This window comes from Methanolacinia petrolearia DSM 11571, from assembly GCF_000147875.1.
GTDB classification, from domain to species: domain Archaea; phylum Halobacteriota; class Methanomicrobia; order Methanomicrobiales; family Methanomicrobiaceae; genus Methanolacinia; species Methanolacinia petrolearia.
On record NC_014507.1, the window covers coordinates 1,361,168 to 1,385,031 of the forward strand.

Here is a 23,864-nt window from a genome sequence, read left to right on the forward strand (position 1 = left end):
AAGATCTTTTTAAGTTATTCATATGGTCTGTCATATGACTATTCCAAGTGATTTTGGGAATCTTTCTTCGAGAACTTTTGTGATCCCTTTGGCATCTTCAGATTTAAGTGCTTCCAGTTGCTCATTTGTGAGTGTATATCCTGCTTCACTTGCTGCTTCTTCCGGGTTTGCTGTTAATTTTTTGCGGAATTCTGCATCCGCAACAGCACGCCCGATTAGTTCATACATTTCCTTCTCTGTTGCCATTTTTATACCTCCAGTTTATCCTTATTTTATAGAAGATGCTATTTATTTATTCTGTAATAGAGAGGAATCAGATCGCTCATTTTTTTCATGGAAAATATTCCGCACCATGTATCAGATCATAAATCAACTACAGAATTGTCGGGAAGGCTTAGAACAAATCAATTCCTGCAAAGGATATCCTGAATATTCCGGTGGAGAGAACAGTAAAACCGGATTAATAAAATAATAATTATTTTTGGATGAAAGATTTTCTTAATTTATTCATATGGTCTGTCATTATAGAGGTTTCCCAAATGATTTTGGGAACCTTTCTTCGAGCACTGTTGCGATCCCTTTGGCATCTTCAGATTCAAGTGCTGCCAGTTGCTCGTCTGTGAGAATATATCCTGCTTCTTTTGCTGCTTCTTCCGGGTTTGCTGTTAATTTTTTGCGGAATTCTGCATCCGCAACAGCACGTCCGATTAGTTCATACATTTCCTTTTCTGTTGCCATTTGTTTACACCTCCGATTTATTCTCAATTTATAGAAGATAATATTTAAAAATTCTGTAATTACGAGAGGAATCAGATAGCGCATGCTTTTCGTGGAAAATTTAAAAAAACAGATTCAACAGCTTAAGGGACCCTTGCCAGTCCCCTGAGCGTCCCGTGAGAGGGCTATCTTAGGGCAAGGTTCACCTGAACAGATGAAAATCCTGGAAAATGGTATAGGATGATCATGGATCAACTATATGTCAACGGGACCTCTAAGCTCAGACTCTCCTTGCATAGCCCCATTTGACTGCCGATGCCCATACCGCTTCGGCTATTGAAATTGTAACTTCCCTGTCGAGAACCCGCGGGATGATATGCTCCCTCGTCGGCCGCCGTACGTAATTCGCAAGTGCATGGGCGGCGGCGATCTTCATCTCGTCGGATATTTTAGTTGCATGCGCATCGAGAGCTCCCCTGAACACTCCGGGGAAGACGAGTGCGTTGTTGATCTGGTTGGCAAAATCGCTTCTGCCGGTTGCGACGATTGCTGCACCCGCTCTTTTGGCTTCATCGGGCATGATCTCGGGAACAGGGTTTGCCATGGCGAAGACGATCGGGTCGTCGTTCATCAGGCGGATCATATCACCTGTCAAAATTCCCGGTGCCGATACACCGACGAAGACATCGGCGCCTTCGAGGGCATCGGGGAGCGTTCCTTCCCGTCCCGTATGATTGGTCTCGTCGGCCAGTATGAACTTGTATTTATTGTTGTAGAGGCCTCGTCTCTGCCTGTGGATTATGCCCTGCCTGTCGCATACGATCATCTCCTTTACCGAAGTGCAGATGTCGCGGTTGTATCCGATGCATCGGAGGAGCCTTGAGACGGCATATCCTGCCGCACCGGCACCCGAGACAACGATCTTCAGGTCTTCGAATTCTTTCCCTGTTACCCTGCATGCATTCAAAAGCCCGGCGAGCACGGCGATGGCTGTCCCGTGCTGGTCGTCATGCATGACGGGGATTCCAAGATCCTGAAGCGCCTCCTCGATCTCGAAGCATCTCGGGGCGGCGATATCCTCGAGGTTGATCCCGCCGAAGACCGAAGCGATGTTTCTTATCTCCGAGGCGATGTTGGCGGACTTTTCAAAACAGATCGGGAATGCGTCTATGCCTGCGAATCTTTTGAATAATGCGGCTTTTCCCTCCATGACAGGGATGGCGGCAGATGGGCCGATGTCGCCGAGGCCGAGGACGGCGGTTCCGTCGGTTACTATTGCAATGGTGTTTGCCTTGAGAGTATACTTATAGGCCAGTTCGGGGTCGTTCTTAATCGCCCTGCATACGGCTGCGACTCCGGGGGTGTAAGCCCTCGAAAGATCCCATTTCGTTTCGAGGGGAATTTTACATTTTATCTCGATCTTTCCCCTGTTTTTTTCATGAAGTTCAAGAGACTCCTTGTCAAGATCAGGATATACATCTCCGTTCGGCATGCCTGCCTCCTAATTATATGAGATGACGATTCCGGTTTATAGTTATGTTGGTCGGAGCGGGTTCTTAATTATAAATGAAAATCACGTAAACCTTTGTTTCATAAACGTTTTAAATAAAAAACCGCCAACTACTGGAGTAGCTATGAACAGGAAAAAATTCGAAAACATCCCCGGGGAGACGGACACGGAGAAGTACGCTTCAATATCGATCAGTGAAGGTGCGAATATGGATCTTCTCGATCTCAAAAAGATTCACGATCTCTATGATATCCGCGTTGTCCTGTATTTTGAAAAGGAACTAGCGGAAAACTCCACTTATGAAAAGGATCTCGTTGATTTTGCAGGCCATGACGAAGATATGAGACCGTTTATAGAAGTTGAAAAGTTTATCAAATTCGGAATGGAAAACGATCCGACCTTTGAAAACAGGCTCTCGGAGTTTCCCCTGAAGATAAAGATAATCTCGACCGGCGAGATTACATCGGAAAATAAAAAGGTCAGGTATGTAAAAGGGCTTATGCCGTTTCTCGAAGATTTCGATGTCGACGAAGAGCCGGGCCCTGTTATCGGCTGATCTTCTCTTTTTTCCTGACTACCGGTATCTTCCCTGCCGCCTTCAGGAATTCAAGTACCTTCATCGGATCTTTGATCCCGGGGGATTTTTCCACACCCGAGCAGACATCTACGGCATAGGGCTGAAGCCTGCTTATCGCCGCCGGTACGTTCGACATGTTGAGGCCCCCTGCGAGGATCACGGGTTTGGTTGCCGATTTCATGAGTTTTTCAGCATGTTCATAATCGAAAGGAATCCCCTTCCCGTGGCTCTGGTCGATGATTATTGCATCGCAGTCCTCGCGGATCTTCCCGTCTGCACCGGCAACACGGATCATCTTTCCGCGATAATCTTCCGGTCTGTTAACATCGGCAGAGACCTGTATCGCCGAAGGATTTACCGCCGCCATCTCGTCGAGGAGATCCTGTGAATTGGTATGTGTGACTATTACTGTGGCTGTAAACGGACCGAGTGCCGAAAAGATTTCCTTTGCATCTTCCGTGCTTATGCATCTCGGTGATTCTTCCGATATTACGACTCCTATTGCATCTGCACCCGATCTCTCGGCGAACAGTGCATCACTTGTATTTGTTATTCCGCAGATTTTAACCCTCAAAAACATCCCCGCCGGAATTTTTTTAAAAATAATATATAGCCAACCATTAAAATATAATTGGATTCAAACGGGTTTTATGTTAGAGTGCGTCCGGTCATCCTAATCCTGTCCGGAACGGGCTTGGGCAATCAGGGGAGACATATATTATGAAACTGGTGTCATGGAATGTAAACGGGCTCAGGGCTGTAGAGAAGAAAGGTTTCCTGGATTTTGTAAACGAATACCAGCCCGACATTCTCTGCGTCCAGGAGACTAAGGCGCACGAGGATCAGCTGAGCTCTTCGATCCGCCACCCGAAAGGATATTTTTCTTATTTCAGTTCCGCGGAAAGGAAAGGATACAGCGGGACCGCCCTGTACTCGCGTTTCGAACCTGAAAGCATCAGCTACGGGTTCGGCGTCCCTGAGCTCGACAGCGAGGGAAGGATAATTATCGCCGAATACAGCGATTTCAATCTTTACGATATCTATTTCCCGAACGGCAAGATGTCGAAGGAGAGGCTTCAGTTCAAGATGGATTTTTACGAAGAGTGCCTGAGGCATGCCGTAAGCGATCTGGATTCCGGGAAGAACGTAATAATCTGCGGGGATGTGAATACCGCCCACAAAGAGATAGACCTTGCACGCCCTAAAGAGAACTCGAAGGTCTCCGGGTTCCTTGAGATCGAAAGGAAATGGATCGACCGGCTGCTTGATGCAGGTTTTAAGGACTCGTTCCGTATGTTCACATCCGAGGGAGGATATTACTCCTGGTGGGATCTCAAGTCTGGAGCCCGCGAGAGAAATGTAGGGTGGAGAATTGATTATTTCTTCGTCAGCGACGGCATATCCGGCAGGGTGAAATCGGCTTCGATACTCTCGCAGGTCGAAGGATCGGATCACTGTCCGGTAGAGCTGGAACTGAAATCCTAAACTAAAAATTCCAAAATAAAATTGAAATAACTGCCTGAGATAAAAAAAGATTATTGATTGTTGTAGATCTTTAATGCAGCCGCGATCTCTGCATTGTCGATTGTTATTGCCGACACTGCGTTGCACATCCTTACCGCTTCGTCGAGAGTTTTCTGGTGGATGTTCCTTCCGGTCGCATTCCCCGATGCGCCGCCGGTGTGTATCTGGTCGTAGAGCTGTTTGAGGAAATCCTCGCCCGAGACACTCGAACCGCCTGCACAGACCAGTTTCGTTTTTCCTGCTGCCGCGACGGCTTCTTTCATAAGTTCCGCTGACGAACTTCCGTCCTTCTTCGGGGCATTGACCTTGACGAAATCGGCACCGAGGGCCGATGCGACTCCTGCTGCGCCGGCGATCAGGTGCGGGTCCTTCTCGTCCTTTACGGCTTTTCCACGCGGGTAGATCCAAAGAACGACTATGAGACCGTGCTGGTGAGCCTCGTAGATGATCTGTGCTGCTTCGCGGATCATCTCTCCCTCGTATTCGCTACCGAGATAGATCGTATATCCCACCCCTGTAATTGCCAGGCCGGTCTGGTCGCGGAACCTGACGATCTGGTCGATCGAATAGAGCTGCGGGCTGAGGGGATCCTTCTGGTCCGTCTTTACAAGATGAGTCTTGGAATTGAGCTTTACAAGGTAGGGGATCTCCCTGTAGTCCTTACCGTATTTTGCAATAAGGCCGAGCTGGGTTGCGAAAACACCGATCCTTCCTTCTTTTGCGATCCTGAACAGATGCTCGGGTGATGCATCGTCTGTTGCGATATCCTTGCCGAAGAAATCGTCGTTGAGGTGCTCGACCTTCTGGTCGCCTGCGAAGAGCATGAGATTCCCGCTTCCGTGGGTTATCATCTTCATGTTCTCGACATACGTCCCTTTCGCGCTCACGGGAACGTCGGCCGGAACTTCGATCTCGTATGTAAATGACATACTTATTCGTGCTCAACCGGAATAGATAAAGATTGTTGGATTGATTTTTTCAGGTCGCCTGTCTTCGGTCTACAAGTCGCCGGGGCCTGCTTTTCAGCCTGTATAATTCGAGTTCCCCTTTCCCGGTGAAGTTGAATACGATGTCGAGTTCGCCGTCGGCATAATTTTCGCCCAGTGCAGGACTGATCCCGAATAAATGCTCAGTGAAGTTGTTTTTTACAAGTTCGAAGTCGCATTCTTCCGGGTTCGTGCATTCCATGCTGATCCTCAGAATGCACTCGTCCTCGGTTATACCGCAGTACAGGAACGCCTCGTATTCGCCGGTGAGAAATTCCATATTCTCCCGCTGAAAAACGCAGCTCTCTATATCCACGCGGTTCACGGGGACTCCAGCAATGTAGACGTTTTCCGCCTCGCGACACGGATTCTCGATCCTCATGTGCGTCCTCCCGCACGGGCACTGGTCCCTGGATAAAACCCGTGTCAGGTCTTCGGTATCGTAATTTATCAGGACTGTTCCAGCCTTTTCTCCTTCGGGAACAAGGGTTGTCAGAACCATCCGGCCTTTCTCACCGTCCCGGACGAAATTTCTCATATTGTGATCGTAGATATCCACGTGGACCAGATCTTCGGGAACATGAAGCCCGGCGATTTCCATACATTCCCCACACATCGAACCCTCGGTGCTCCCGTAGGTATTGTACGATTCAATCTCCCAGATCTCGTCGAGATATGCTCTCGACTCCGGGGCGAAGCTCTCTCCGCCGATAACGAGTCGTTTGATCCCTGACTCTTCCGGCTTAAGGCCGTCTTCTTTCATCTTGTCCGCGAGTCTCAGCAGTTTGAAGACCGAGCCGACTATTATCGTCGGTTTGTAGTCCCTGATCACTCTTACGGGGAAGGTACACTTTCCCTCGGGAATAACAGTGACCGATGTCTTCTGTGCAGCGAGTGTCATGGTGTTCGCGCCGATGTTCATCCCGTAGGAGGCGCAGACCGTCATCCGGTCGCCCTTCCCGAATCCCTGAGATTTGAAGATCCGTGCGTATTTCTCGGCGTACCTGTTCCAGTCGTCCCAGGTGAGAAAGAAAGATTTCGGCATTCCGCTGGTGCCGCTGGTTTCGTGAATAGTATAAACTTCCGGCCACGGGACGCTCCGGAACATGAACTCCTGTGATACGGGGGGCTGGTTCTCCCTGATCGTCCTTCCGCTTATGACCGGAAGCTCCCTAAGGTCTTCGTGCGTCCTGACGGATTCGGGCCTGATGTTGTTTTCGTCGAACCATTTTTTGTAAAAAAGGGAATGTTTTGTCGCATAGGAGACTGTATTCCTGACTCTTTCATCGACGAGCGAATCCAGATCGCCGCGAACGAGCGTTTCGATATCCTGCCTGAAATATTCCATGATTTCGCCTATCTTACTGGGAAGTGGTGGTTTACAGATAATTTAATGGTTTTGGGATTCCATCAGTGAATATAGAAACAGGTAGTTGATTTTATGACCGAATGGACTGTTGTAGAAGGCAGGGATAAGGGTTCGATCGTTCTTTATGCCCTTAGCACCTGCATTCACTGTAAAAAAACGAAGGAGCTCCTGAACGAACTCGGTGTTGCATATAAGTATATCTTCGTCGATCTTCTCCCTGAAGATGAATTAAATATATTTTATGACGAGATGAAAAAATACAATCCGGCGGGTTCTTTTCCCACGATGGTCATCAACGGCGATAAAGTGATAGTGGGATCGAGACTTGAAGAGATCCGGGAGGCGCTGAATGGAGATTAAAGAACCCTCGCAGGAAGAGATCGATCTGAAGTACAACGAGATCCTCCGCCATGCAAAGAGAGGCGGGTACTTTCTCAATCCCGACGAGCAATTTGCCAAAGATCTGGTCAAAGGATTGATTATAAACGATGAACGCTACGGTTTCGAGGCATGCCCGTGCCGCCTGGTACTGGGAGAAAAGGAACTGAACCTGGATATCGTCTGCCCGTGCTATTACCGGGACGACGATATAACCGAATACGGGTGCTGTTACTGCGGTCTTTATGTCAATGAAGATATTTCGAATGGAGAAAAACCCGTGACGGCCATCCCGGAGAGAAGAGACCTGAAGTCCCGCGGCAAAGACACAGGAGCTCCGGTGGCGGCATCTTCTGCAGGTAATCTGCCGTACCCGGTTTACAGGTGCAATGTCTGCGGATATCTCTGCGCAAGGAACAAACCCCCGGAAAAATGCCCGGTATGCGGAGCGGATCAAAAGAGATTTGATCTATTCATGAGATAGAGTATCCCGAGATTCATGATTTCCGAATATTGCGCAGTCGATATCGCACTGATACCTGAAAGAGAGGGCCTCAATTTTTTTATCGGCCTGAACAGGAGACTTATCGAAAAAACCGGGGATGACTCCATACACTTGGGAGATTCCGCCTGTCTTCCGCATATCTCGCTTTCCATGGGCAGGGTTCGTGTTTCGTGCATAGAGGGTATCAAAGAAAGGCTTTCGGAGGCGGTGTCCGGGTATCTTCCATATAATGCGGTTTACAAAGGCTATGCAGTCGTGGCAGGCTCGGATGGAGATTCGGTATCCGGGATGGATATAGTAAGGGACGATGCGATTGCCGGATTACAGGAGATCGTCGCCGGAATACTTGGAGAGTTCAGTTCCAAAGGGATGACACCCGAATGCTTCTCCGGTGATCCGTCAGTGATTACGGATTTTTCCCTCGATTATTCTGAGAACTATCTCGCAAGACAGACCGGGGATAGTTTTTCACCGCATATTACGATTGGCAACGGGGATATCAGGAAAATTAAAAGGATACAGCCCCCGGTAAATTTCTCCTGCGACAAGATTGCTATATGCCGTCTCGGGAATCACTGCACATGTGCGGAGTTTTTGGGGATTATTAAGGGGATCTGATTTTTTTAGCTCTTTGCTGTCTCGTGTCTTTCTCAGGCGACCCCGGGCACCACCAGCCCCTGCCCGGGGGCCTTGCCTTAAGATAGTTCTTTCACGGCACGCTCAGGGAACCGGCAAGGGTTCCCCGAACTGTTTAATTTAGCTCTTTTTAAATTAAGATCTTTTAGATCTCCTTTTCCAGTTCCAAAAAATTTTGTAGATAATTATCAATTTATTTTGTTAATTAAAGTTAAATTTAGCAAATTTTATTATCTTATGTCAAAAATCTTTGTGGATGGACTCGTGCCGAGATCTGGTTTACCGGTTTTTCAAATTAAAAGATAACAATACAACGATTAAAACGGAATTTACTGCAGGTGTCGTCACTTTTATGACGATGGCATATATCATGGTCGTCAACCCTGCAATCCTGCTCGCAGCCGGAATTCCGTTCGGTCCCGCCGTTGCCGCTACGATCATCACGGCAATATTCGGAACGGTGATTATGGGGGTCTACGCAAACCGCCCGTTTGCAATCGCTCCTTATATGGGTGAAAACGCTTTCATAGCCTATACGGTCTGCGGGGTTATGGGATATTCATGGCAGACGGCACTCGGGGCGGTTTTCATAAGCGGAATTCTTTTGACCATCCTTACGATCGCGGGCGGAAGGACGATCATGTGCGAGGCGGTCCCGGAGAGCCTCAAGTACAGTTTCGCGGCAGGGATCGGTCTATTCATTACATTTGTCGGACTTGTCAACTCGAAGATTGTAATACTCGGAACGGAGACCGCACCGGTTCATGTCGGAGATCTCAACAGCCCGGAGGTAATGCTTGCAGTCTTCGGCTTCATCCTGATCTCGGTGATGGAGCTTCGAAAGATCCGGGGATCGATCCTTTTCGGCATAATCATTGTCTCTCTTATCGGGTTCGTATCCGGCCTGGTGGCGTACCCGGAGGCGATATTCAGCCTTCCGCCGGATATCTCGCCGGTATTCCTTCAGCTGGATATTTTCGGTGCGCTTACCTGGGGAATGTTTGCGGTGATCCTTACGATATTCACAATGGCCTTCCTCGACACGATGGGCGGACTTATCGGGGTCTCGGCACAGGCGGGTTTCCTGGATGAAAAAGGAAACCTCCCGGATATAGAAAAACCGTTCCTTGCAGATGCTCTTTCGAATATATTTGCAGGGCTTGCAGGAACGACTACGAGCGGTGCGTTCATGGAGTCGGCGACGGGTATTCTTGCGGGAGGGCGAACGGGACTTACTGCAATTTTTGTAGCGATTCTTTTCGCATTTTCCCTCTTCTTAACACCCCTGTTTATTGCGATTCCTTCGGCCGCAACAGGTCCTGCGATGATTATGGTCGGGCTGATAATGATGCAGCCGCTGGTGAGGATCGATTTCTCGGATTACAGCGAGATGATTCCTGCATTCGCGGTGATTATCCTCATGAGTTTCACTTACAATATCGGGGTGGGAATATGCAGCGGGTTTGTTCTCTATCCGCTCTTCAAGATCTTTGCAGGAAAAAAAGAGGATATAAATCCGTATTCATGGGTTTTGTTTGCACTTTGTCTTCTGTTCTTTATTTTCTATCCATACTGATTTTTTTCTTTTTTGTTGTTTTCACGTTGCTGGATTATTTTAGGATAGATCCTCACATCTGTTCAGATTTCTATTTTTTTAAAATATTAGCTGGGCAACCCCGGCACCGGCGGCTATGCCGCCGGACGGCCCCTGCCCAGGGGCCTTGCCTTAAGATAGTTCTCTCACGGCACGCCCGGGAGACCGGTGAGGGTCTCCCGTGCTGTTGAATTAAGTTTGCTACGGCATGTTCAGTTTCGTACACACCATGAACCGTGTCTCGCCGCTCAGGGGATACTCGTCTATCCCCTGAGTGGCCTATCGCAAAGGAGAGGCCCCGAGGTCGGGGCCGATCCGCGAACCTGCTGTGCGGTTCGCGGCGAGGGGTTGTCAAAAGTTAAGTTTTCGTTTATATTCAAAAAAATGGTGGGGTGTCTGATTTTTTTCTTTTATCCCTTGCTCGACATGAATAGACTTAGTGCTATTCCGGTAATGAGTGCAACGAGTGCGTCGGACCCGAAGTAATCCATCGAGAGCAGGGTGTCCAGCGGGACTCCGCCCCAGAAATGGCCGAGGATAATCGACAATATGAATCCGAGCAGAGTTACGACTGCGAAATGCCTGAGCCCCTTCAGGTAGTCGTGATATGTGAGTTTGATGAATATGAATCCTGCAGCCATAAAGATGATGAAGAAATAGAATCCCATCTCCGAAGAGACGGCTGCGATGGTTTTCGACGAAAATATACCGAACTCCGCGATTATCAGGTAAATGATAACCATCCCTACGGAGTTGTCTTTGGTCAGGTTCAGGAAGGGGATGACCGACTGCTGTGTTTCCGCCGACCGGGTCTGTTGTGAATATCCGTTCGTTACATTTCCGTTGAATTCTCCGGGAGACGGATAGGGCGGCGGATAAGAAGCAGGGGCCTGGGGAGCGGTTTCGGGTGCGGCCTGCTGTAATTTCTCTTCTTTGCCTTTTCTGTACGATTTTACGGCTCCGTGGAGTGCAATGGCAACAGCCAGAATTCCACAGATAAGTCCGCCGAAACCGAAGATTATATTGTCCAGGGTGAGGCCTTCGGTTAAAATCCTCAGCAGGAAACTCTGGAAGAAGATGTATGCCGCGATAACGATGATCAGGAATATGAAGATCTTCTTTGCACCCGGTGCAACGAGGCGTGTAAATTTTTTCAGAAGCACGACGATGCAATATATGATTATCAGGGCGACCATTATCGCAAAAAGATCTCCTGACTGGACCTTCACGGGCAGATCCAGCAGGTAATCCGTGCCCTGAACAATGTATGACTGGATATCCATTTTCAACCCCAACCGAAATTCTGGTAATTTTATGATGTATATCTCGGGGAATAATAAATTATTGTTTTAAAATGAGGTAGACGAGCGGAGATTAACGAGAGATCTTTGATTTTGTTTTTTGAGCAGGATCATAAACTAAGAAGACCACATCGCTTCGCAACTATCTATTGAATACACCATGATCCTCCGTATCACCTGTTCTTAGAGCTATCAGATATTTTCGAAACGGTCATCTTTTCGGATCAGAACGAGACAAACGAGCTGCTGACCACTAACATCACAGAATCCTGTTCAAATTCTTCCTTGTAAATATTCTTCAAGTCAATTATTTTTTGTATATCCTCTTCCGAGAAACCGCCGTAAATAATAACGATCTTTGAATTTTCAGATATTGTAACATTTGTACTATAATCATGCCAATAACCTTTTGAATCTACAATTGTGAACCCTTCGGGAAAACGCGGGACGATCTCTTCATTAACAAAATTATCCCAGTCGGTTTCAGTTATCGTAGTCCCGTCAGGCCTGCTTAAACCAAAATAAATTTCATATGAAATTTTTTCCTCAAAATCAGAATATAGGGGCGAAAAATTAAGTCCGTTATTTCCTGCGGCATATTCCGGTGTACTGGTTTTTACATCTTCAGTTGCAGCGATACACCCGCAAGAAAGGACTACTGCATAGGAGAGTAGAAATATCACTGCATATAATGACTTTGTTTTATAAGTACTCACTAAAAAGTAGTCTTATTTCAGGCGGAGTATAATACTTTTTATTTGATCTGCCTTTCCTCCCGAAAATCCAACCTTATTTGTCATAATCCGGGAGAGCAGGTTGAAAAAGCAGGACTTCAGGCTAAAGGATAAGCCAATTATATTTAAAACTTAATTACAACTACTTTGAACAGAAAAGCGTCCCGGCCGGGACTTGAACCCGGGTCGAAAGCTCCGGAGGCTCTCAGGATATCCTCTACCCTACCGGGACTAAAGATTTCATTATAAATTGGTTCTATGGATATTAATCTGTTCTTTATTTTGTCTTCATGACAGGAATAAAGGTGGATTTACTCCTTCCCTGCTCAAAGTTTCTTCTGGTTGTACAGCGCCCAGATCTTGCAGGCGCCTTCATGGCTGACCATGCACGGGCCGACCGGCTTTCTCGGCGTGCAGACTTTTCCGAAGAGTTTGCAGTCGGTCGGGTCAGCGATGCCTCTCAGGACCTTGTCGCAGATGCACGCCGAATTTTTGTCCACGTGTTTGATCTCCACGCCGAATTTTTTCAGTGCGTCGTACTTCTCGAACTCCGGCTTAAGCTTAAGGCCGGAGCCGGGAATGACGGGAAAACCTCTCCATTCCACATCGCACGGTTCGAAGACCTGGTTCATTATAGCAATCGCTTTCTGGTTGCCCTCTCTCGTGACCGCTCTCGGGTAGGCGTTCTCGACCTCCGCCCTTCCTTCGCGGATCTGTTTTACAAGCATATAGAGGCCGAGGAGAATATCGTCCGGTTCGAATCCCGCGACAACCTGGGGAACGGGGAACTGCTCATACTCGTGATACCCCGTCACCACACACACATGGCCCGGAAGCATGAACCCGTCGAGAGACGCCTCTCCCTGTTCGAGGAGGAATTTCATCGCCGGGGGAACGAACCTGTGGCAGCACATTATGCTGAAGTTGTCCGGCGGATTCGTAAGCAGCGTCGCCGCCACCGTCGGGGCGGTCGTCTCGAACCCTACGGATATGAACACTACCTCTTTATCGGTCTCCTTCGCGATCTCGACCGCCTTGTGGACACCCTGGACGATCCTGATGTCGCCGCCGCAGGACTCCAATGCTCCCTTCGTTCCCGGAACACGAATGAGATCCCCGTATGTAGCGATAATACAGTCCTTCTCCGAGAGCTCGATCGCCGCATCGATCTCCCCCTGCGGGGTGATGCAGACCGGACAGCCCGGTCCCATAACAATCTTCAAATTCTTCGGCAAAACACTACGAAGCCCGGATTTTGCGATCGCCGCCTCGTGAGTCCCGCATATATGCATGAAGGTATAGTCCCGGTCGACGATATCCGAAAGCGCCTGTTTTATATCCACCTGATCTGCCATGTAATGAATAAAATTTGTTTTAGGATGTAATTTAGATATCCGATCGTTATTTTCTGTAGAAATATAATCAGGGAAGTTCAATATGTATTAATGATTGAATACCTGTACGCAGGACTGACAATTCTCGCAGGATTTATAGGAGGATTCCTTATCCTGAAGATATTCTCCTACCTCGAAAAGAAGGCAGCCTGTACCGAAAACCATATGGACGACATTCTGTTCGCTTCAATAAGAAAACCACTGGCTATATCTGCGGTTTTCATATCGATCTATTACGCCCTTCATCAAATCCCGCTTCCTGATGGTTACGCCTGGCTCGTCGGTGCAAAAGCGTTTAATGTAGCTTTTATTATCATCGCTACATGGATAATATCCGATTTCTTCCACAGTTTCATATCGAACTACGGAAGAGTACTCTGTTCGAAGACCGACAGCGAACTCGACGACAAGATCTTCAGCATCCTCGAATCCTCAATAAAATACATAATATGGTTCCTCGGATTCGTCTACATCCTGAATTACCTTGAGATAGAGATAACCCCGATTATCGCCAGTGCGGGCGTAGCCAGTATAGCGATAACTTTTGCGGCAAAAGATATCATTTCGAACTTCTTCGGCGGCGCAATGATCCTCGCGGACAAGCCCTTTCAGGTTGGGGACCGCGTGAAGATAGAAGGCGAACTCGGGGATATTGTAAGTGTCGGAGTCAGGAGCACGAGAGTAAAAACACTCAATCACCAGATGCTCACGATCCCGAACTCAGTATTCAGTACATCAATAGTGACGAACTACGCGATGCCGGATGTAAAACTCAAAGTAAAGATTCCCGTTTCAGTCGCATACGGCAGCGATGTAAAAAGAGTCAAGGAGGTTCTCATGGAAATTGCTGAAACAGCGGCAAAAGAGGAGGATTATATCCTGGAAAATCCTGCACCCAGCGTTTATTTCCTCGAATACGGTCAATCGAGCCTCAACTATATGATGGTCATATGGGCGGGAAGATTCAATATGTCATGGGAAGTCATGGACAAGATTAACTTCCTGATCGATGAAAAGTTCAATGAAGAAGGAATCGAGATACCGTTCCCGCAGATGGATGTCCACCTGAAAAAAGATTTTAGTTAATATCGAACTCTTCGTAGGAGTTCTCTTCCGGAACTCCTATCTTTCCTTTAATTTCAGAGTTGATGAGGGTAATCGGCTCGTCCCTCGGGATCGACATGTCGGCGAGCATCTCAAAATCGGCAACGAGATTAGCGTCGATGCTCTTTTCAACCATTATAAAGAATCCCTTTAGATCGGTCAACCGCAATTTGTTTATCACGAAATGGATAAAACGGCTTACCGAGAGCTGGTTGGAATAAATTAGCATCGTATTTATCGTGTCGAAGAGGAATGCAACCTTCTCTCCCTGGCGCTCGGTAATATGCCTGGTAACTATGATTCCTGCCTTCGTAAGATCGCCCGGCCGGTCGATATAATGAATCTGATCGGTATCCTTCTGCTTTTTGCCCTTTGCATAAGCAGTTATCATATCGATAAAGAACAGATTGGATGTGTTTATTCCTTCCTTTTCATATTGGGCAATCTGTAATTCGGAAGGCACGTTGGTTGACACTACTACTATGGTGTAATCCATCTCCGTCAGTGCAGAAACGATCTCATGGTTCCTGTTCCTGACGCCCATAGGCCCCGAACGGACAAAAAACGTCCTTAAATCCGGGGACAAGTTGTCAATACTTACCATTTCCGGCACGCACTTTACAGAATGTCAAAGATTAATTACAGATCTATATGCCCGATTAACATATATATCCTTTCTGGGGATTTGCTTCAATGACGCAAATAAAATTGCATTCTGTGCTTTCTGTGGTGCATAAATGAGAAATTATTTAGCATCCAATGCAACATTATTTCTTTAATGATCGGTGTTTCGACGAGTTGTCTTTCGGATGTTCCTCTCGAGCACGCCCTCGATGTCCTGTACGATCTCACAGGTATAGTCGAGATTGTCGATGACGGCCTGCATTTCATGGATAATGCAGACATTGCGGAATGTTTCGACTTCCGCTATTTTATTCATGCGCCTTCGAGGGGCGTGAATATCGCCTCGCAGCTTGAGATAATCAGGAAGGCAAGCTTGGAGGTCATCAGGCAGTGTGCAGGTATTGCTTCCGGGATCGATGCCGACAGGGTCATTATTCATCCGGGATATTTCTCGCATGTTCTCCAGAGGGATATCGGGATCTTTCAGCTCGAAAAGTCGCTAATCGAACTCGAGAAGATATCGGGCGAATATTCCATCACGTTCCTGGTAGAAAATATGCCGGAATGGAATTATTTCCTCCTGAAGCGGCCGGAAGAACTTCCGCTCATAAGGGATTTCGGTTTTGTCCTCGATGTCGGTCATGCCAATACGAATTCGTGCCTCGATGAGTTCCTGGAGGTTCCGATCTCCCATTTCCATCTTCACGACAATTTCGGTAAGGAGGATTCTCATCTTGCTCCGGGAAAAGGGAACATCGACTTCGGCCCGGTCTTCGATGCGATTGAGAAGAACGATGTCCCCGGGATACTTGAGGTGAACACGCTGGAGAGTGCAAAAAGCGGGCTCGAATATATCAGAAAGATGCGTCCCGGACTTTTTTAAGACTAAAAATCCGGTTCTGATTTAAATGTTTTTAAATTCCGGCGATTCAAATCAGTTACAATTTTATATGTTTTCAATCCATTTTATTAGAGCAATTATTTGCCTCAGTGGCTCAGCCGGCAGAGCGCGTCCTTGGTAAGGACGAGGTCGCGAGTTCAAATCTCGCCTGAGGCTTCGTTACAGTAATTTTCAATTCTTTTCATCTTTGCAATTCAATACCTATAATGAGCTGATTTTGAACACGCAACCGATTTTTTAGATTTTAATCTTATCAGGGATAAAATTGAAACATAAATAATCTAAAATAAAAAATAATGCTGAACGGTGTTTCTTTAGTCATCAAAGCCGGTTTTCAGGGAGCGGACATGCTGGATCGGCAAATTCGTCACATCGTGAAAATGCTCGAAAAGGAGCGTTTTTGTGAGGTTATTCTTGTTTTCGATGCAACAGAGACATGTTTTATACGTCAATATTCTGAACCATCAAAAGATAATGCATTAAAAATTGCAGAAATTCTCCTTCAGGAAGGAATAATCGATAAATGGATTGTCGTTCCGGCAAATAACTTATCCATTGTTGAAAAATCATATGACAAATGGTTTAATCTCAGAACAACTGAGACTCATTCGATTAAAGATGAACCAATGTTTCAACAACTTTACGCCTTCGAGATCACTAAAGGGAAGTATACTCTTCAGGCAGATGCAGATGTAATTATCTGTAGAAGAGACTGGCAGCATGATTATCTGAAGGATATGATAGAAGCGGCGGATTCTTCAAAAAATGTTGTCTCGGTTGGATTCAATATTGCACATAAAAACAATGACTACCGACCATATTCGTCTCCTGCATCTGGAGAATATGTACCTGAAGTCAGAATTTGTTTATTCAAAAAAGAGCATTTTCTCTCATTACGTCCATTCCCAAATGAGCTTATTGATGGTAAATTCAAGTTAACCTGGTACCGTTCTCTTCAACAACTTCAAAAGGAAAAGGGATTGGTTTCACTCCGTGGGGGTGACGGGAGGACATTCTATATTCATCCACAAAATGATGTGAAAAAAGACTTAAATTTTTTATTCGGGGTAGTGAAAAAAGTAGAAGAAAACAATATTCCTGAGATCCAGTTTGAAAATGTCGACCTTACAGGAACACCGGAAGACTGGGGAATTGCATCTCCGGAGGTTGAATCACCTTGAATTTACATAGTCTCTGGCATATCTATCGCGCTTCAAAAATTGCAGGTAAATTGTACGGATACGAATTTCTTACAAATCTAAAAAGAATCGAGATTGACATTACATATGATTGTAAATTACAATGCCCAAACTGTGCACGCTCGTGTTCTCAGGCCCCAGATGTCTCAGCTATGTCTCCTAAACAGATAGATAAATTCGTAAAAGAATCTCTTTCCAACCAGGTAAAATGGGAAATAATTGGTGTTTTGGGAGGTGAACCAATGTTGCATCCGGAACTTGGAGAAATTCTTGAGATCTTGATTGATTATAAGGAGAATTTTTCACCTGAATCAGTTATAAAAATCACTACCAGCGGTTATGGAAAAGAAGTAAAAGATGCAATATCAAATGTGCCCAAAGGTGTTGTAGTAAACAATACAGGTAAAAAACAGGCATACCAGGAAAAATTTGAACCTTTTAATATGGCTCCGATTGATCAATGGAAGTTCTTCCTGTCAGATTATCGAAATGGTTGCAGTACCACGACTGATTGCGGATTAGGATTGAACAAATACGGATATTATCCGTGTGGCCCCGGGGGTTCCATCGACAGGGTAATGGGATTTGATATCGGATTGAAACATCTTCCTCTTTCTAATTATGAAATTTTTCCGCAAATGGAGACATTATGCCGTTATTGTGGTCATTTTTGTAGCCGCCATTTTATTCACAAAGAAGAAAGGGAGAGTATCACAGGAAGTCCCATGTCATCATCCTGGATTGATGCATACGCTGATTTTAAAAAGCAAAAACCAAATTTAACTGAATATTAAAATGGGGGGAGGAAAATAAAAAAAGAAGCTTCTGTTGTTATCAGGTGCAATAATGATGAAAGGGTCTTTAATTGCATCTCCAGTATCGATGAAGATGTAGAAACTATCGTTGTAATGAACGAAAATCCTGAACTTCAGGAGAGATTAAAAAAAGACGGAGTCATTTGTTGTATATCTCCTCCGGGTAATTTATCGATAGTATCTAACATCGGATTTGAAGCCGCAACATCCGATAAAGTAATAATTACCGATTCTGACACTGTTTTTGGTGAAAAGTGTATAAAAGAAATGATTAAGGGCCTGGATTCTTATGATATTGTCAGAGCCACTTTACGTTTCCGGAAAAACAGTGAATTATTATCACGGGAGATTGCAGAGGCCAGAGATTATGTAAATTCTCTCCCTGTTGTTTATACGCCGGGAATCGGAGTCACAAAAAGACTACCTTCAAAGATCAAAGGATTCCTTTTTGATAATGGGGTACCTTTCGCTGTTGATGCCAATCTTAATTATAGAGCACAAAAAGAGAACCTCTCCGTTTTATATCTAAATAGTGTTTGGATAGAACATTCGGCTGAAGATATTCGTCATGATCTTCATGCAGCAAAGCGGATAGGAGCCGGCTGTAGACAAAGCACGTATAATCTCAATGAATTATACCCCCAGGAAAGCAGAAAAAAGATCAGAAAATCACTCAAAGGAGTGAAACTAATGCATTATCCTGATCTGCTTAGGAAGAAGGGATTAAGAGTTTTAATTTATCAGGTTTTCTGGGATCTGAATTACTATGCAGGATATTATGGCCATAAAAAATAATCGTCATATTAATCCTAATTGAAATAGCCGGAGGGAATCTATTGAAGATCTATCTGCATGTAACAGAGCACTTTTAATTTCTTTTGAAAGATCTGAGGTAAATTCCGGATTTTGCTGAAGATATAATGGAACAGTATCCCGATCATATCCAAAATTAATGGTATCAAATCCAAAACTTTTGTATGATTCAATGAACAAGGAAATTTCCGGCAATGCATTTACAGTCAATGTCATCCGTCCGTTAATCAATAGATCTGAATCATATTTCTCTTTATATTCTCTTAAAACCTGAATATTATCTAAAACCCGTTCCCACGATGAGCCTCTATTGACAATTTCATGAGTTTTTTTGGTTGCCGCGTTCAGGGATATTCCGATCATTTTTGCTTCTTCCGCAAGTCTTGAAGCCATTTCCCTGTTAATTAAAATGCCATTGGTAAAGAGAGAATATTTCTTCCTTCTTTTTGCAAGAAAGGTCATATACTTCAGGCATTCATCAATGAATAATGGCTCTCCGCCTTGTAGGAATATATCAGAAAAGGGTTCGATATCAATATTCTTAATTAAAAATTCTGAATTTAAAGTTCTTCTATCAGTTCTGTATCTTGCTCTTTGCCTGCACATGATGCATGAAATGTTACACTTCAAACCAAAATCAACATACAACGTCTTAAAATCAGAGTAATTGCAAATTAAGTCATTATTTCCTATTTCTTGAGAATTTATATGTGATTTTTCAATTAAATTACAATCGTGATAACAATTAAGATCTCCATTCAATGATCTTTGACGAATTCCTACAATTTCTGGTAGATTTATCAATTCTGACAATTTATCAGTATATATGCTGCCCAGCTTTGCTGGTTGAATCAGGCAGCAGTTATAAACGTCTCCCTTGTGATCAATTGTAAGTGTATTCCAAAGATGGGGGCAGAATTCAGTCATAACCCTCTGGAATGGAAACCTGGAATAATTCTTTTGAACGCTTTTTAAATGCCTCCTTCTCCATCGGATTCATTCTTTTTGAATATTTATTATAAAAATATTGCAGACCTGCTCTTTTTTTGGCTGAACCTGCAGAAGAAAGACGAACACGGGTATCATGGGCATCATGATGGACTAAGTGATTATTGAGCACTGCTGGAACTGTTCCTGCATCCAGAAGTCTTATACAGACGTCCCTGTCTGTTGTTGACACAAAATCTTCATCAAAACCATCGATATCACAGAGATAAGATAATCGAACAAACAGATTTGAACCCTGGACATTTGGATTTGAAACAAAAAACATATTTTGAGTTATTGTTGTCGGAATATTCTGCATAATTCCAGAAACATTATTATCATCATGCCTTATCAGACCGGATATAATCCAGTCAGCTTTGGTTTCCTGAGCAAATTTCGATACATTTGCAAGATAAGATCTATCCCACCAGTCATCATCATCTAAAATTGAAATAAAAACGGTGTCAATATCAGGGTAATCTTCGCAAGCATGTTTTATTCCGGTATTTACTGCCCCTGAAAGATTACAGGATCTTGTATTTTTTAATAATACTATAGGAAGAGAGCCTATATGATCTGCAATTATATTTTCTACAGCATTGTACGAAGGATCTTCTTCATCAATAATAACATAGACTTTGTCTGGTAATTTCTTCTGATCTAGAACAGATGATAATGAACGCGTAAGGTAATTTGGACGGTTATTCGTAGGTATGATTGTAATAATTACAGGCTGAAAAGATTCTGCTTTTTTTTCAGTGATACTAGAATTGACTTCTTCCACTGCCTTAAGGAGGATTCCATTCTCTACAGAATTTAATAATTCTCTGGTATCCTTTGGAACGCATTTACCTGAATAAGGTCCAAGATAAGGTGTAAGATGTTCCTGAGAACAAACACGCCTGTCAGCCCAAATAACACTCATTACATCTAATGCTTCAGCATTATTTTCTGAACAAATGTTCTCGATCTCGTTTGTAAAACTCACTTTTGTTGCAATATAGGCATTATGGGCAAGTTTTCCGAGTTCTGCGGATATATGGCTCATTCGGAGAACGGGTACCTTTAAATTGACCCATGAAAAATATGAAAGAACTTCACGTATGTCCTCATCATTCCCACTAAAAACAAGCCTGTCAGGATCAGTGAACCATGTGTATGAAGATAGCTCACGTAAGAATTCAGGCATATATATTAAGCGTAAGGCAGGGTACCGAACGACCATTTGATCCATAAATCCCACAGACAGTGTACTCTTTATCACAATGCAACCGGAATATTCATCTGAATTTAAGCGCTCTATTACATTTTCTACTGCAGAACAATCTAGTCTTCCGGATTCATTAGATGGAGTTGAAACACAAATGAATACGATATCAGTGGAAAGAATATCGGACCAAGGATAATCCCCGACGATGTCATAGACAAAATACGGATAAAATCGTGATAATCCATGTACAACTGCCCACCCGACAGAACCAAGACCTATAACGCCAAAAGATTCTAATTTGATTACAATTCCCCCTATGATTATAAAATATTTAACGAATTTTTCCTATTTCATTATATAATAAATTTTTAAAATCATTCACTTCATTCAGTTCGGCAGGGGGATGTGGTTTGTAAATAGCTGACATCATAGACTTCAGGTCACTTCTTTTCGGGAAATATGTTGAGAGATAAGCCCGGCAAATCATGTTTTGATATTTTTCTTCTTCATATGGTTCCAAAGATTTACCGACATCAATAATTTTGAGGTTCATATCTTCGTCATACATTATATTTTTTGGATGAAAATTCGTGAAAATATAATTATTTTTTTTGGAATCTGCAAGAATCTTGATGATTTCTTTAACATCACCTCCACTGTAAGGTAAATATTTCTCATATGGAGTGACGAATATCAAATCTTTTTCTTCCTGTATTATATCGGATAATAATCTGATACCTGTAATTTTTTTATTATTTACGAAATTATTGGCAATGAATGAAAGATGTTCCTGAGATAGAGCGGTTATTCCATTAAAAAAGAATTTAAATATATGACACCCGTTTGAAAATATTGCACCTTCAGATCCTAAACCAAGTGGTATCAGATTTTCATGATTATAATTGTTATTTTTAAGATCTTCTGAAAGTTTATAGTGAATTTCTGATAAAGTTATATTCATTATTCTAAAAGAGTTTTAATTCTCTTTATAATATAGATTTGGAATGTTTATTGTTTTTAAATGCTATGTAGAAATTCAATATTCATGTCCATGAGATGTAATTCCGACTTTCAGATATATCAGATCAGAAGAAACATCAAAAACCCGGGGAATAAACGAGAATCCCCGGGCAAAATTTTAAAAAGGTGTTTTATGACTTATATCGTCGAAATTCATTCTGATGGCAAAACACAGGCAATACAACAGAGAAAGAAGATCTTCTGGCTTGAAGATCCCCGGAAATTCAGGTACCTCCGGGAAGGAGAATTAAACAACGGCAGATATGAACAGGCAGGAGTGAAGTCCCACCTGTGCGAATTTGGAAAACTTGTTGGATACGAGATAATTGCCGATAGAAATCCGGAAATAACCTACCTGGGTGAGGAAGACGGCAGAACCTATCATCACAAACTTGATTGCCTGGAAAAATTCGACAGGCGGTTCTGGTGGCTGAAAAAGCATGACCGTGATATAAAGCCCGAAGGCTGCTATAAATATCTCGCTCCAATGGAGGCAGTAGTTCCGGGTTCGATATCGCTCTTCAAAACAAGCGAGTGCTACATGAAATCCAAATATCTTTCCGAAGACCTTGCCAGATTGGAAAAAGACGGAGATCCGAGATTTATCTCCGGTAAGTGGGTATGCAAAGAAAAATCTGAATGAAATAAGCAGGAATTAATGAAAAACTCCGGAAAAGGAGATATCAGGTTCGATAAATGATGATTTATCCTGCTCTTTTTTTGTAATTTCTATCCAATAACATCCATTCAAAAAAAGCCCGATCCAAAGAGAAATTCCCCAAAAATCATCCCAAAACCTACACCAAAAAAACAACCCCAAATCACCCGCATTTTTCCCTCAAAACCAATAATTCCACCCCCATATTGGCATTTTAAAGCACCCTTTTTTTCAGACGATGTTTATATCGACCGAAGGTGAGATCGTGGCGTACAGGGCTTCTGTGTGGGCCGTTTTTTCCGGGTTTCGACCCGGATTTTGCGTATATTTATGCTTTGCTTAATTCAAAGCAATGAAAATACAAACCGCTATCCGGCACATTCCTTTTCTACAATGGAGACGAAAAAAGAAACGAACAAATGAAGATCGATCTGTCCTACTCCCCCGAAGTCGTCTTCAGGCCCCCCGAGTACGCCCGGCTGAAAAAAAACGGCATGGTGGGAGTGGACATGCACTACCACACCAACCATTCCGACTCGCACACAAGGGTGAGGGACGCACTCAAACTCGCGAAGTTCAAGGGGATCGGACTCTCGATCACCGACCACAACCAGATCAGCGGATTCTTCGAGGCGAAAAGGATCGACGATTCTGTCCTGTGCATCCCCGGAACCGAGGTCAGTGCCTGGGACGGACCGCACATTCTCCTGTATTTCTTCTCGGGAGGAGACATGGAGGAGTGCTATAAGAAAGAGATCGAGAATAAAAAAAGTTCGAGCCCGTACCTTGCGACAAAACTCGGCACCGAAGACATCGTCGAGATCGCACAGGACTACAACTGCCTCACAATCGCAGCTCATCCTTTCGGTTACCTCCTCTTCAACAAAGGACTCGGGAAATGCATAGAACGCGAATACCTGCATCCCAAAATCATAAGCGATTTCTCGGGCCTCGAAGTCATCTGCGGGGGAATGACAAGAAAACTAAATCTAAAAGCGGCCGGACTTGCATACAAAAATAAACTCTGCATGACCGGGGGGACCGACGGTCACCTCCTCCGCGATCTCGGAAACGTCCTCACCTGCTCGTATGCCGAAGATACCGAAGACTTCCTGGAAGAGCTCATCCACAGGAGAAACTACATAGTCGGGCAGGAAAAAAGCCTCATCGAAAAGGGCGTCATGGCTACCGCAATCATGCCCAAATACTTCAGGTACACCGCCCCGTCACTGAGGATTCATTACAGCCAGAACGCTCCCCGGCTGAAACATTTCGGGGAGAAATATCTCTCCCGGAAAAAATAATTTT

Annotated in this window: 26 protein-coding genes and 2 tRNA genes; 14 read left to right on the forward strand and 14 right to left on the reverse strand. The window is 44.4% G+C overall.

The genetic code is table 11. From position 1 onward, the window contains the following. Positions 1–30: 30 nt before the first annotated feature. From MPET_RS06760 to MPET_RS06770, 3 genes are all read right to left on the reverse strand, one after another. Positions 31–246, reverse strand: a complete 216-nt coding sequence (locus MPET_RS06760; protein ID WP_013329270.1) for a Franean1_4349 family RiPP — start codon at positions 244–246, stop codon at positions 31–33. A gap of 276 nt (positions 247–522) precedes the next feature. Next, a complete protein-coding gene (locus MPET_RS06765; RefSeq protein ID WP_013329271.1) occupies positions 523–738 on the reverse strand; it encodes a Franean1_4349 family RiPP in 216 nt (71 codons plus the stop codon). Positions 739–997: 259 nt separating this feature from the next. Further along, positions 998–2,209 (reverse strand): NAD(P)-dependent malic enzyme, encoded by a 1,212-nt coding sequence (locus MPET_RS06770; protein ID WP_013329272.1) that lies wholly within the window; start codon positions 2,207–2,209, stop codon positions 998–1,000. Positions 2,210–2,351: 142 nt separating this feature from the next. Between MPET_RS06770 and MPET_RS06775 the strand changes: the two genes are divergently transcribed. Continuing rightward, complete coding sequence (locus MPET_RS06775; protein ID WP_013329273.1) at positions 2,352–2,783, forward strand: hypothetical protein; 432 nt, start codon at positions 2,352–2,354, stop codon at positions 2,781–2,783. Here MPET_RS06775 and MPET_RS06780 read toward each other — a convergent pair. Continuing rightward, positions 2,773–3,384 (reverse strand): phosphoribosylanthranilate isomerase, encoded by a 612-nt coding sequence (locus MPET_RS06780; protein WP_013329274.1) that lies wholly within the window; start codon positions 3,382–3,384, stop codon positions 2,773–2,775. The two genes, MPET_RS06775 and MPET_RS06780, sit on opposite strands and share 11 nt — an antisense overlap. A gap of 140 nt (positions 3,385–3,524) precedes the next feature. On the opposite strand from MPET_RS06780, the gene MPET_RS06785 reads away from it, so the two are divergent. Continuing rightward, entirely contained in the window at positions 3,525–4,289 is a 765-nt protein-coding gene (locus MPET_RS06785) for an exodeoxyribonuclease III (protein WP_013329275.1), read from the forward strand. A gap of 50 nt (positions 4,290–4,339) precedes the next feature. Here MPET_RS06785 and MPET_RS06790 read toward each other — a convergent pair whose 3' ends face one another. Together MPET_RS06790 and ftsA are read right to left on the reverse strand one after the other, a co-directional pair. After that, complete coding sequence (locus tag MPET_RS06790) at positions 4,340–5,257, reverse strand: aldolase (RefSeq protein ID WP_013329276.1); 918 nt, start codon at positions 5,255–5,257, stop codon at positions 4,340–4,342. Between the two features lie 49 nt (positions 5,258–5,306). Beyond that, entirely contained in the window at positions 5,307–6,662 is a 1,356-nt protein-coding gene (ftsA, locus tag MPET_RS06795; RefSeq protein ID WP_013329277.1) for a coenzyme F390 synthetase, read from the reverse strand. Positions 6,663–6,755: 93 nt separating this feature from the next. Between ftsA and MPET_RS06800 the strand changes: the two genes are divergently transcribed. The 4 genes from MPET_RS06800 (at position 6,756) to MPET_RS06815 (ending at position 9,778) form a co-directional block, all read left to right on the forward strand. After that, positions 6,756–7,043: a glutaredoxin family protein gene (locus tag MPET_RS06800; protein WP_013329278.1), complete on the forward strand. Its 288-nt coding sequence runs from the start codon at positions 6,756–6,758 to the stop codon at positions 7,041–7,043. Then, positions 7,033–7,545 carry a ferredoxin-thioredoxin reductase catalytic domain-containing protein gene (locus MPET_RS06805; RefSeq protein ID WP_013329279.1) on the forward strand — a complete coding sequence of 171 codons (513 nt, stop codon included), beginning with the start codon at positions 7,033–7,035 and terminating at the stop codon, positions 7,543–7,545. The genes MPET_RS06800 and MPET_RS06805 overlap by 11 nt, the downstream gene beginning before the upstream one ends. Positions 7,546–7,560: 15 nt before the next feature. Continuing rightward, positions 7,561–8,184: a hypothetical protein gene (locus MPET_RS14475; protein WP_013329280.1), complete on the forward strand. Its 624-nt coding sequence runs from the start codon at positions 7,561–7,563 to the stop codon at positions 8,182–8,184. A 274-nt stretch (positions 8,185–8,458) separates the two neighbouring features. Further along, positions 8,459–9,778, forward strand: a complete 1,320-nt coding sequence (locus tag MPET_RS06815; RefSeq protein WP_013329281.1) for an NCS2 family permease — start codon at positions 8,459–8,461, stop codon at positions 9,776–9,778. Between the two features lie 428 nt (positions 9,779–10,206). On the opposite strand, the gene MPET_RS06820 is transcribed toward MPET_RS06815, so the two are convergent. The 4 genes from MPET_RS06820 to hypD all read right to left on the reverse strand — a co-directional run bounded on the left by MPET_RS06820 (position 10,207) and on the right by hypD (position 13,186). Beyond that, positions 10,207–11,079 carry a hypothetical protein gene (locus tag MPET_RS06820; RefSeq protein WP_013329282.1) on the reverse strand — a complete coding sequence of 291 codons (873 nt, stop codon included), beginning with the start codon at positions 11,077–11,079 and terminating at the stop codon, positions 10,207–10,209. Between the two features lie 242 nt (positions 11,080–11,321). After that, the gene (locus MPET_RS14480; protein ID WP_013329283.1) at positions 11,322–11,813 is read right to left on the reverse strand and encodes a DUF3574 domain-containing protein; all 492 of its coding nucleotides are present in this window, start codon (positions 11,811–11,813) and stop codon (positions 11,322–11,324) included. Between the two features lie 178 nt (positions 11,814–11,991). Continuing rightward, positions 11,992–12,063 (reverse strand) — tRNA-Arg (locus tag MPET_RS06830). 94 nt (positions 12,064–12,157) lie between these two features. Next, positions 12,158–13,186, reverse strand: a complete 1,029-nt coding sequence (hypD, locus tag MPET_RS06835; protein ID WP_013329284.1) for a hydrogenase formation protein HypD — start codon at positions 13,184–13,186, stop codon at positions 12,158–12,160. Between the two features lie 90 nt (positions 13,187–13,276). Here hypD and MPET_RS06840 point away from each other — a divergent pair, with 90 nt between their 5' ends. Continuing rightward, on the forward strand, positions 13,277–14,311 hold the full coding sequence (locus tag MPET_RS06840) for a mechanosensitive ion channel family protein (protein WP_013329285.1): 1,035 nt from the start codon (positions 13,277–13,279) through the stop codon (positions 14,309–14,311). Here MPET_RS06840 and MPET_RS06845 read toward each other — a convergent pair. Then, complete coding sequence (locus MPET_RS06845; protein WP_013329286.1) at positions 14,304–14,933, reverse strand: DUF7504 family protein; 630 nt, start codon at positions 14,931–14,933, stop codon at positions 14,304–14,306. The genes MPET_RS06840 and MPET_RS06845 overlap by 8 nt on opposite strands. Positions 14,934–15,107: 174 nt before the next feature. Between MPET_RS06845 and MPET_RS06850 the strand changes: the two genes are divergently transcribed. The 5 genes from MPET_RS06850 to MPET_RS06870 all read left to right on the forward strand — a co-directional run bounded on the left by MPET_RS06850 (position 15,108) and on the right by MPET_RS06870 (position 18,663). Then, entirely contained in the window at positions 15,108–15,836 is a 729-nt protein-coding gene (locus tag MPET_RS06850) for a sugar phosphate isomerase/epimerase family protein (protein WP_013329287.1), read from the forward strand. Between the two features lie 101 nt (positions 15,837–15,937). Continuing rightward, positions 15,938–16,010, forward strand: a tRNA-Thr gene (locus MPET_RS06855). Between the two features lie 140 nt (positions 16,011–16,150). Further along, complete coding sequence (locus MPET_RS06860; RefSeq protein ID WP_013329288.1) at positions 16,151–17,035, forward strand: hypothetical protein; 885 nt, start codon at positions 16,151–16,153, stop codon at positions 17,033–17,035. A gap of 50 nt (positions 17,036–17,085) precedes the next feature. Then, complete coding sequence (locus tag MPET_RS06865) at positions 17,086–17,847, forward strand: radical SAM protein (protein WP_187287592.1); 762 nt, start codon at positions 17,086–17,088, stop codon at positions 17,845–17,847. An 84-nt stretch (positions 17,848–17,931) separates the two neighbouring features. Next, positions 17,932–18,663, forward strand: coding sequence for a glycosyltransferase (locus MPET_RS06870; protein WP_225353875.1), 732 nt, complete (start codon positions 17,932–17,934; stop codon positions 18,661–18,663). A 3-nt stretch (positions 18,664–18,666) separates the two neighbouring features. Here MPET_RS06870 and MPET_RS06875 read toward each other — a convergent pair whose 3' ends face one another. Genes MPET_RS06875 through MPET_RS06885 form a run of 3 tightly spaced genes read right to left on the reverse strand, consistent with a single transcriptional unit; the run spans position 18,667 to position 21,839 of the window. After that, complete coding sequence (locus MPET_RS06875; RefSeq protein ID WP_013329291.1) at positions 18,667–19,608, reverse strand: radical SAM protein; 942 nt, start codon at positions 19,606–19,608, stop codon at positions 18,667–18,669. Further along, positions 19,601–21,202: a glycosyltransferase gene (locus tag MPET_RS06880; RefSeq protein ID WP_013329292.1), complete on the reverse strand. Its 1,602-nt coding sequence runs from the start codon at positions 21,200–21,202 to the stop codon at positions 19,601–19,603. The genes MPET_RS06875 and MPET_RS06880 overlap by 8 nt, the downstream gene beginning before the upstream one ends. 7 nt (positions 21,203–21,209) lie before the next feature. Beyond that, the gene (locus MPET_RS06885) at positions 21,210–21,839 is read right to left on the reverse strand and encodes a hypothetical protein (protein WP_013329293.1); all 630 of its coding nucleotides are present in this window, start codon (positions 21,837–21,839) and stop codon (positions 21,210–21,212) included. A 192-nt stretch (positions 21,840–22,031) separates the two neighbouring features. Here MPET_RS06885 and MPET_RS06890 point away from each other — a divergent pair, with 192 nt between their 5' ends. Together MPET_RS06890 and MPET_RS06895 are read left to right on the forward strand one after the other, a co-directional pair. Beyond that, positions 22,032–22,541, forward strand: a complete 510-nt coding sequence (locus tag MPET_RS06890; RefSeq protein ID WP_013329294.1) for a DUF6009 family protein — start codon at positions 22,032–22,034, stop codon at positions 22,539–22,541. A 434-nt stretch (positions 22,542–22,975) separates the two neighbouring features. Further along, positions 22,976–23,860 (forward strand): PHP-associated domain-containing protein, encoded by an 885-nt coding sequence (locus MPET_RS06895; RefSeq protein ID WP_013329295.1) that lies wholly within the window; start codon positions 22,976–22,978, stop codon positions 23,858–23,860. Positions 23,861–23,864 lie beyond the last annotated feature (4 nt).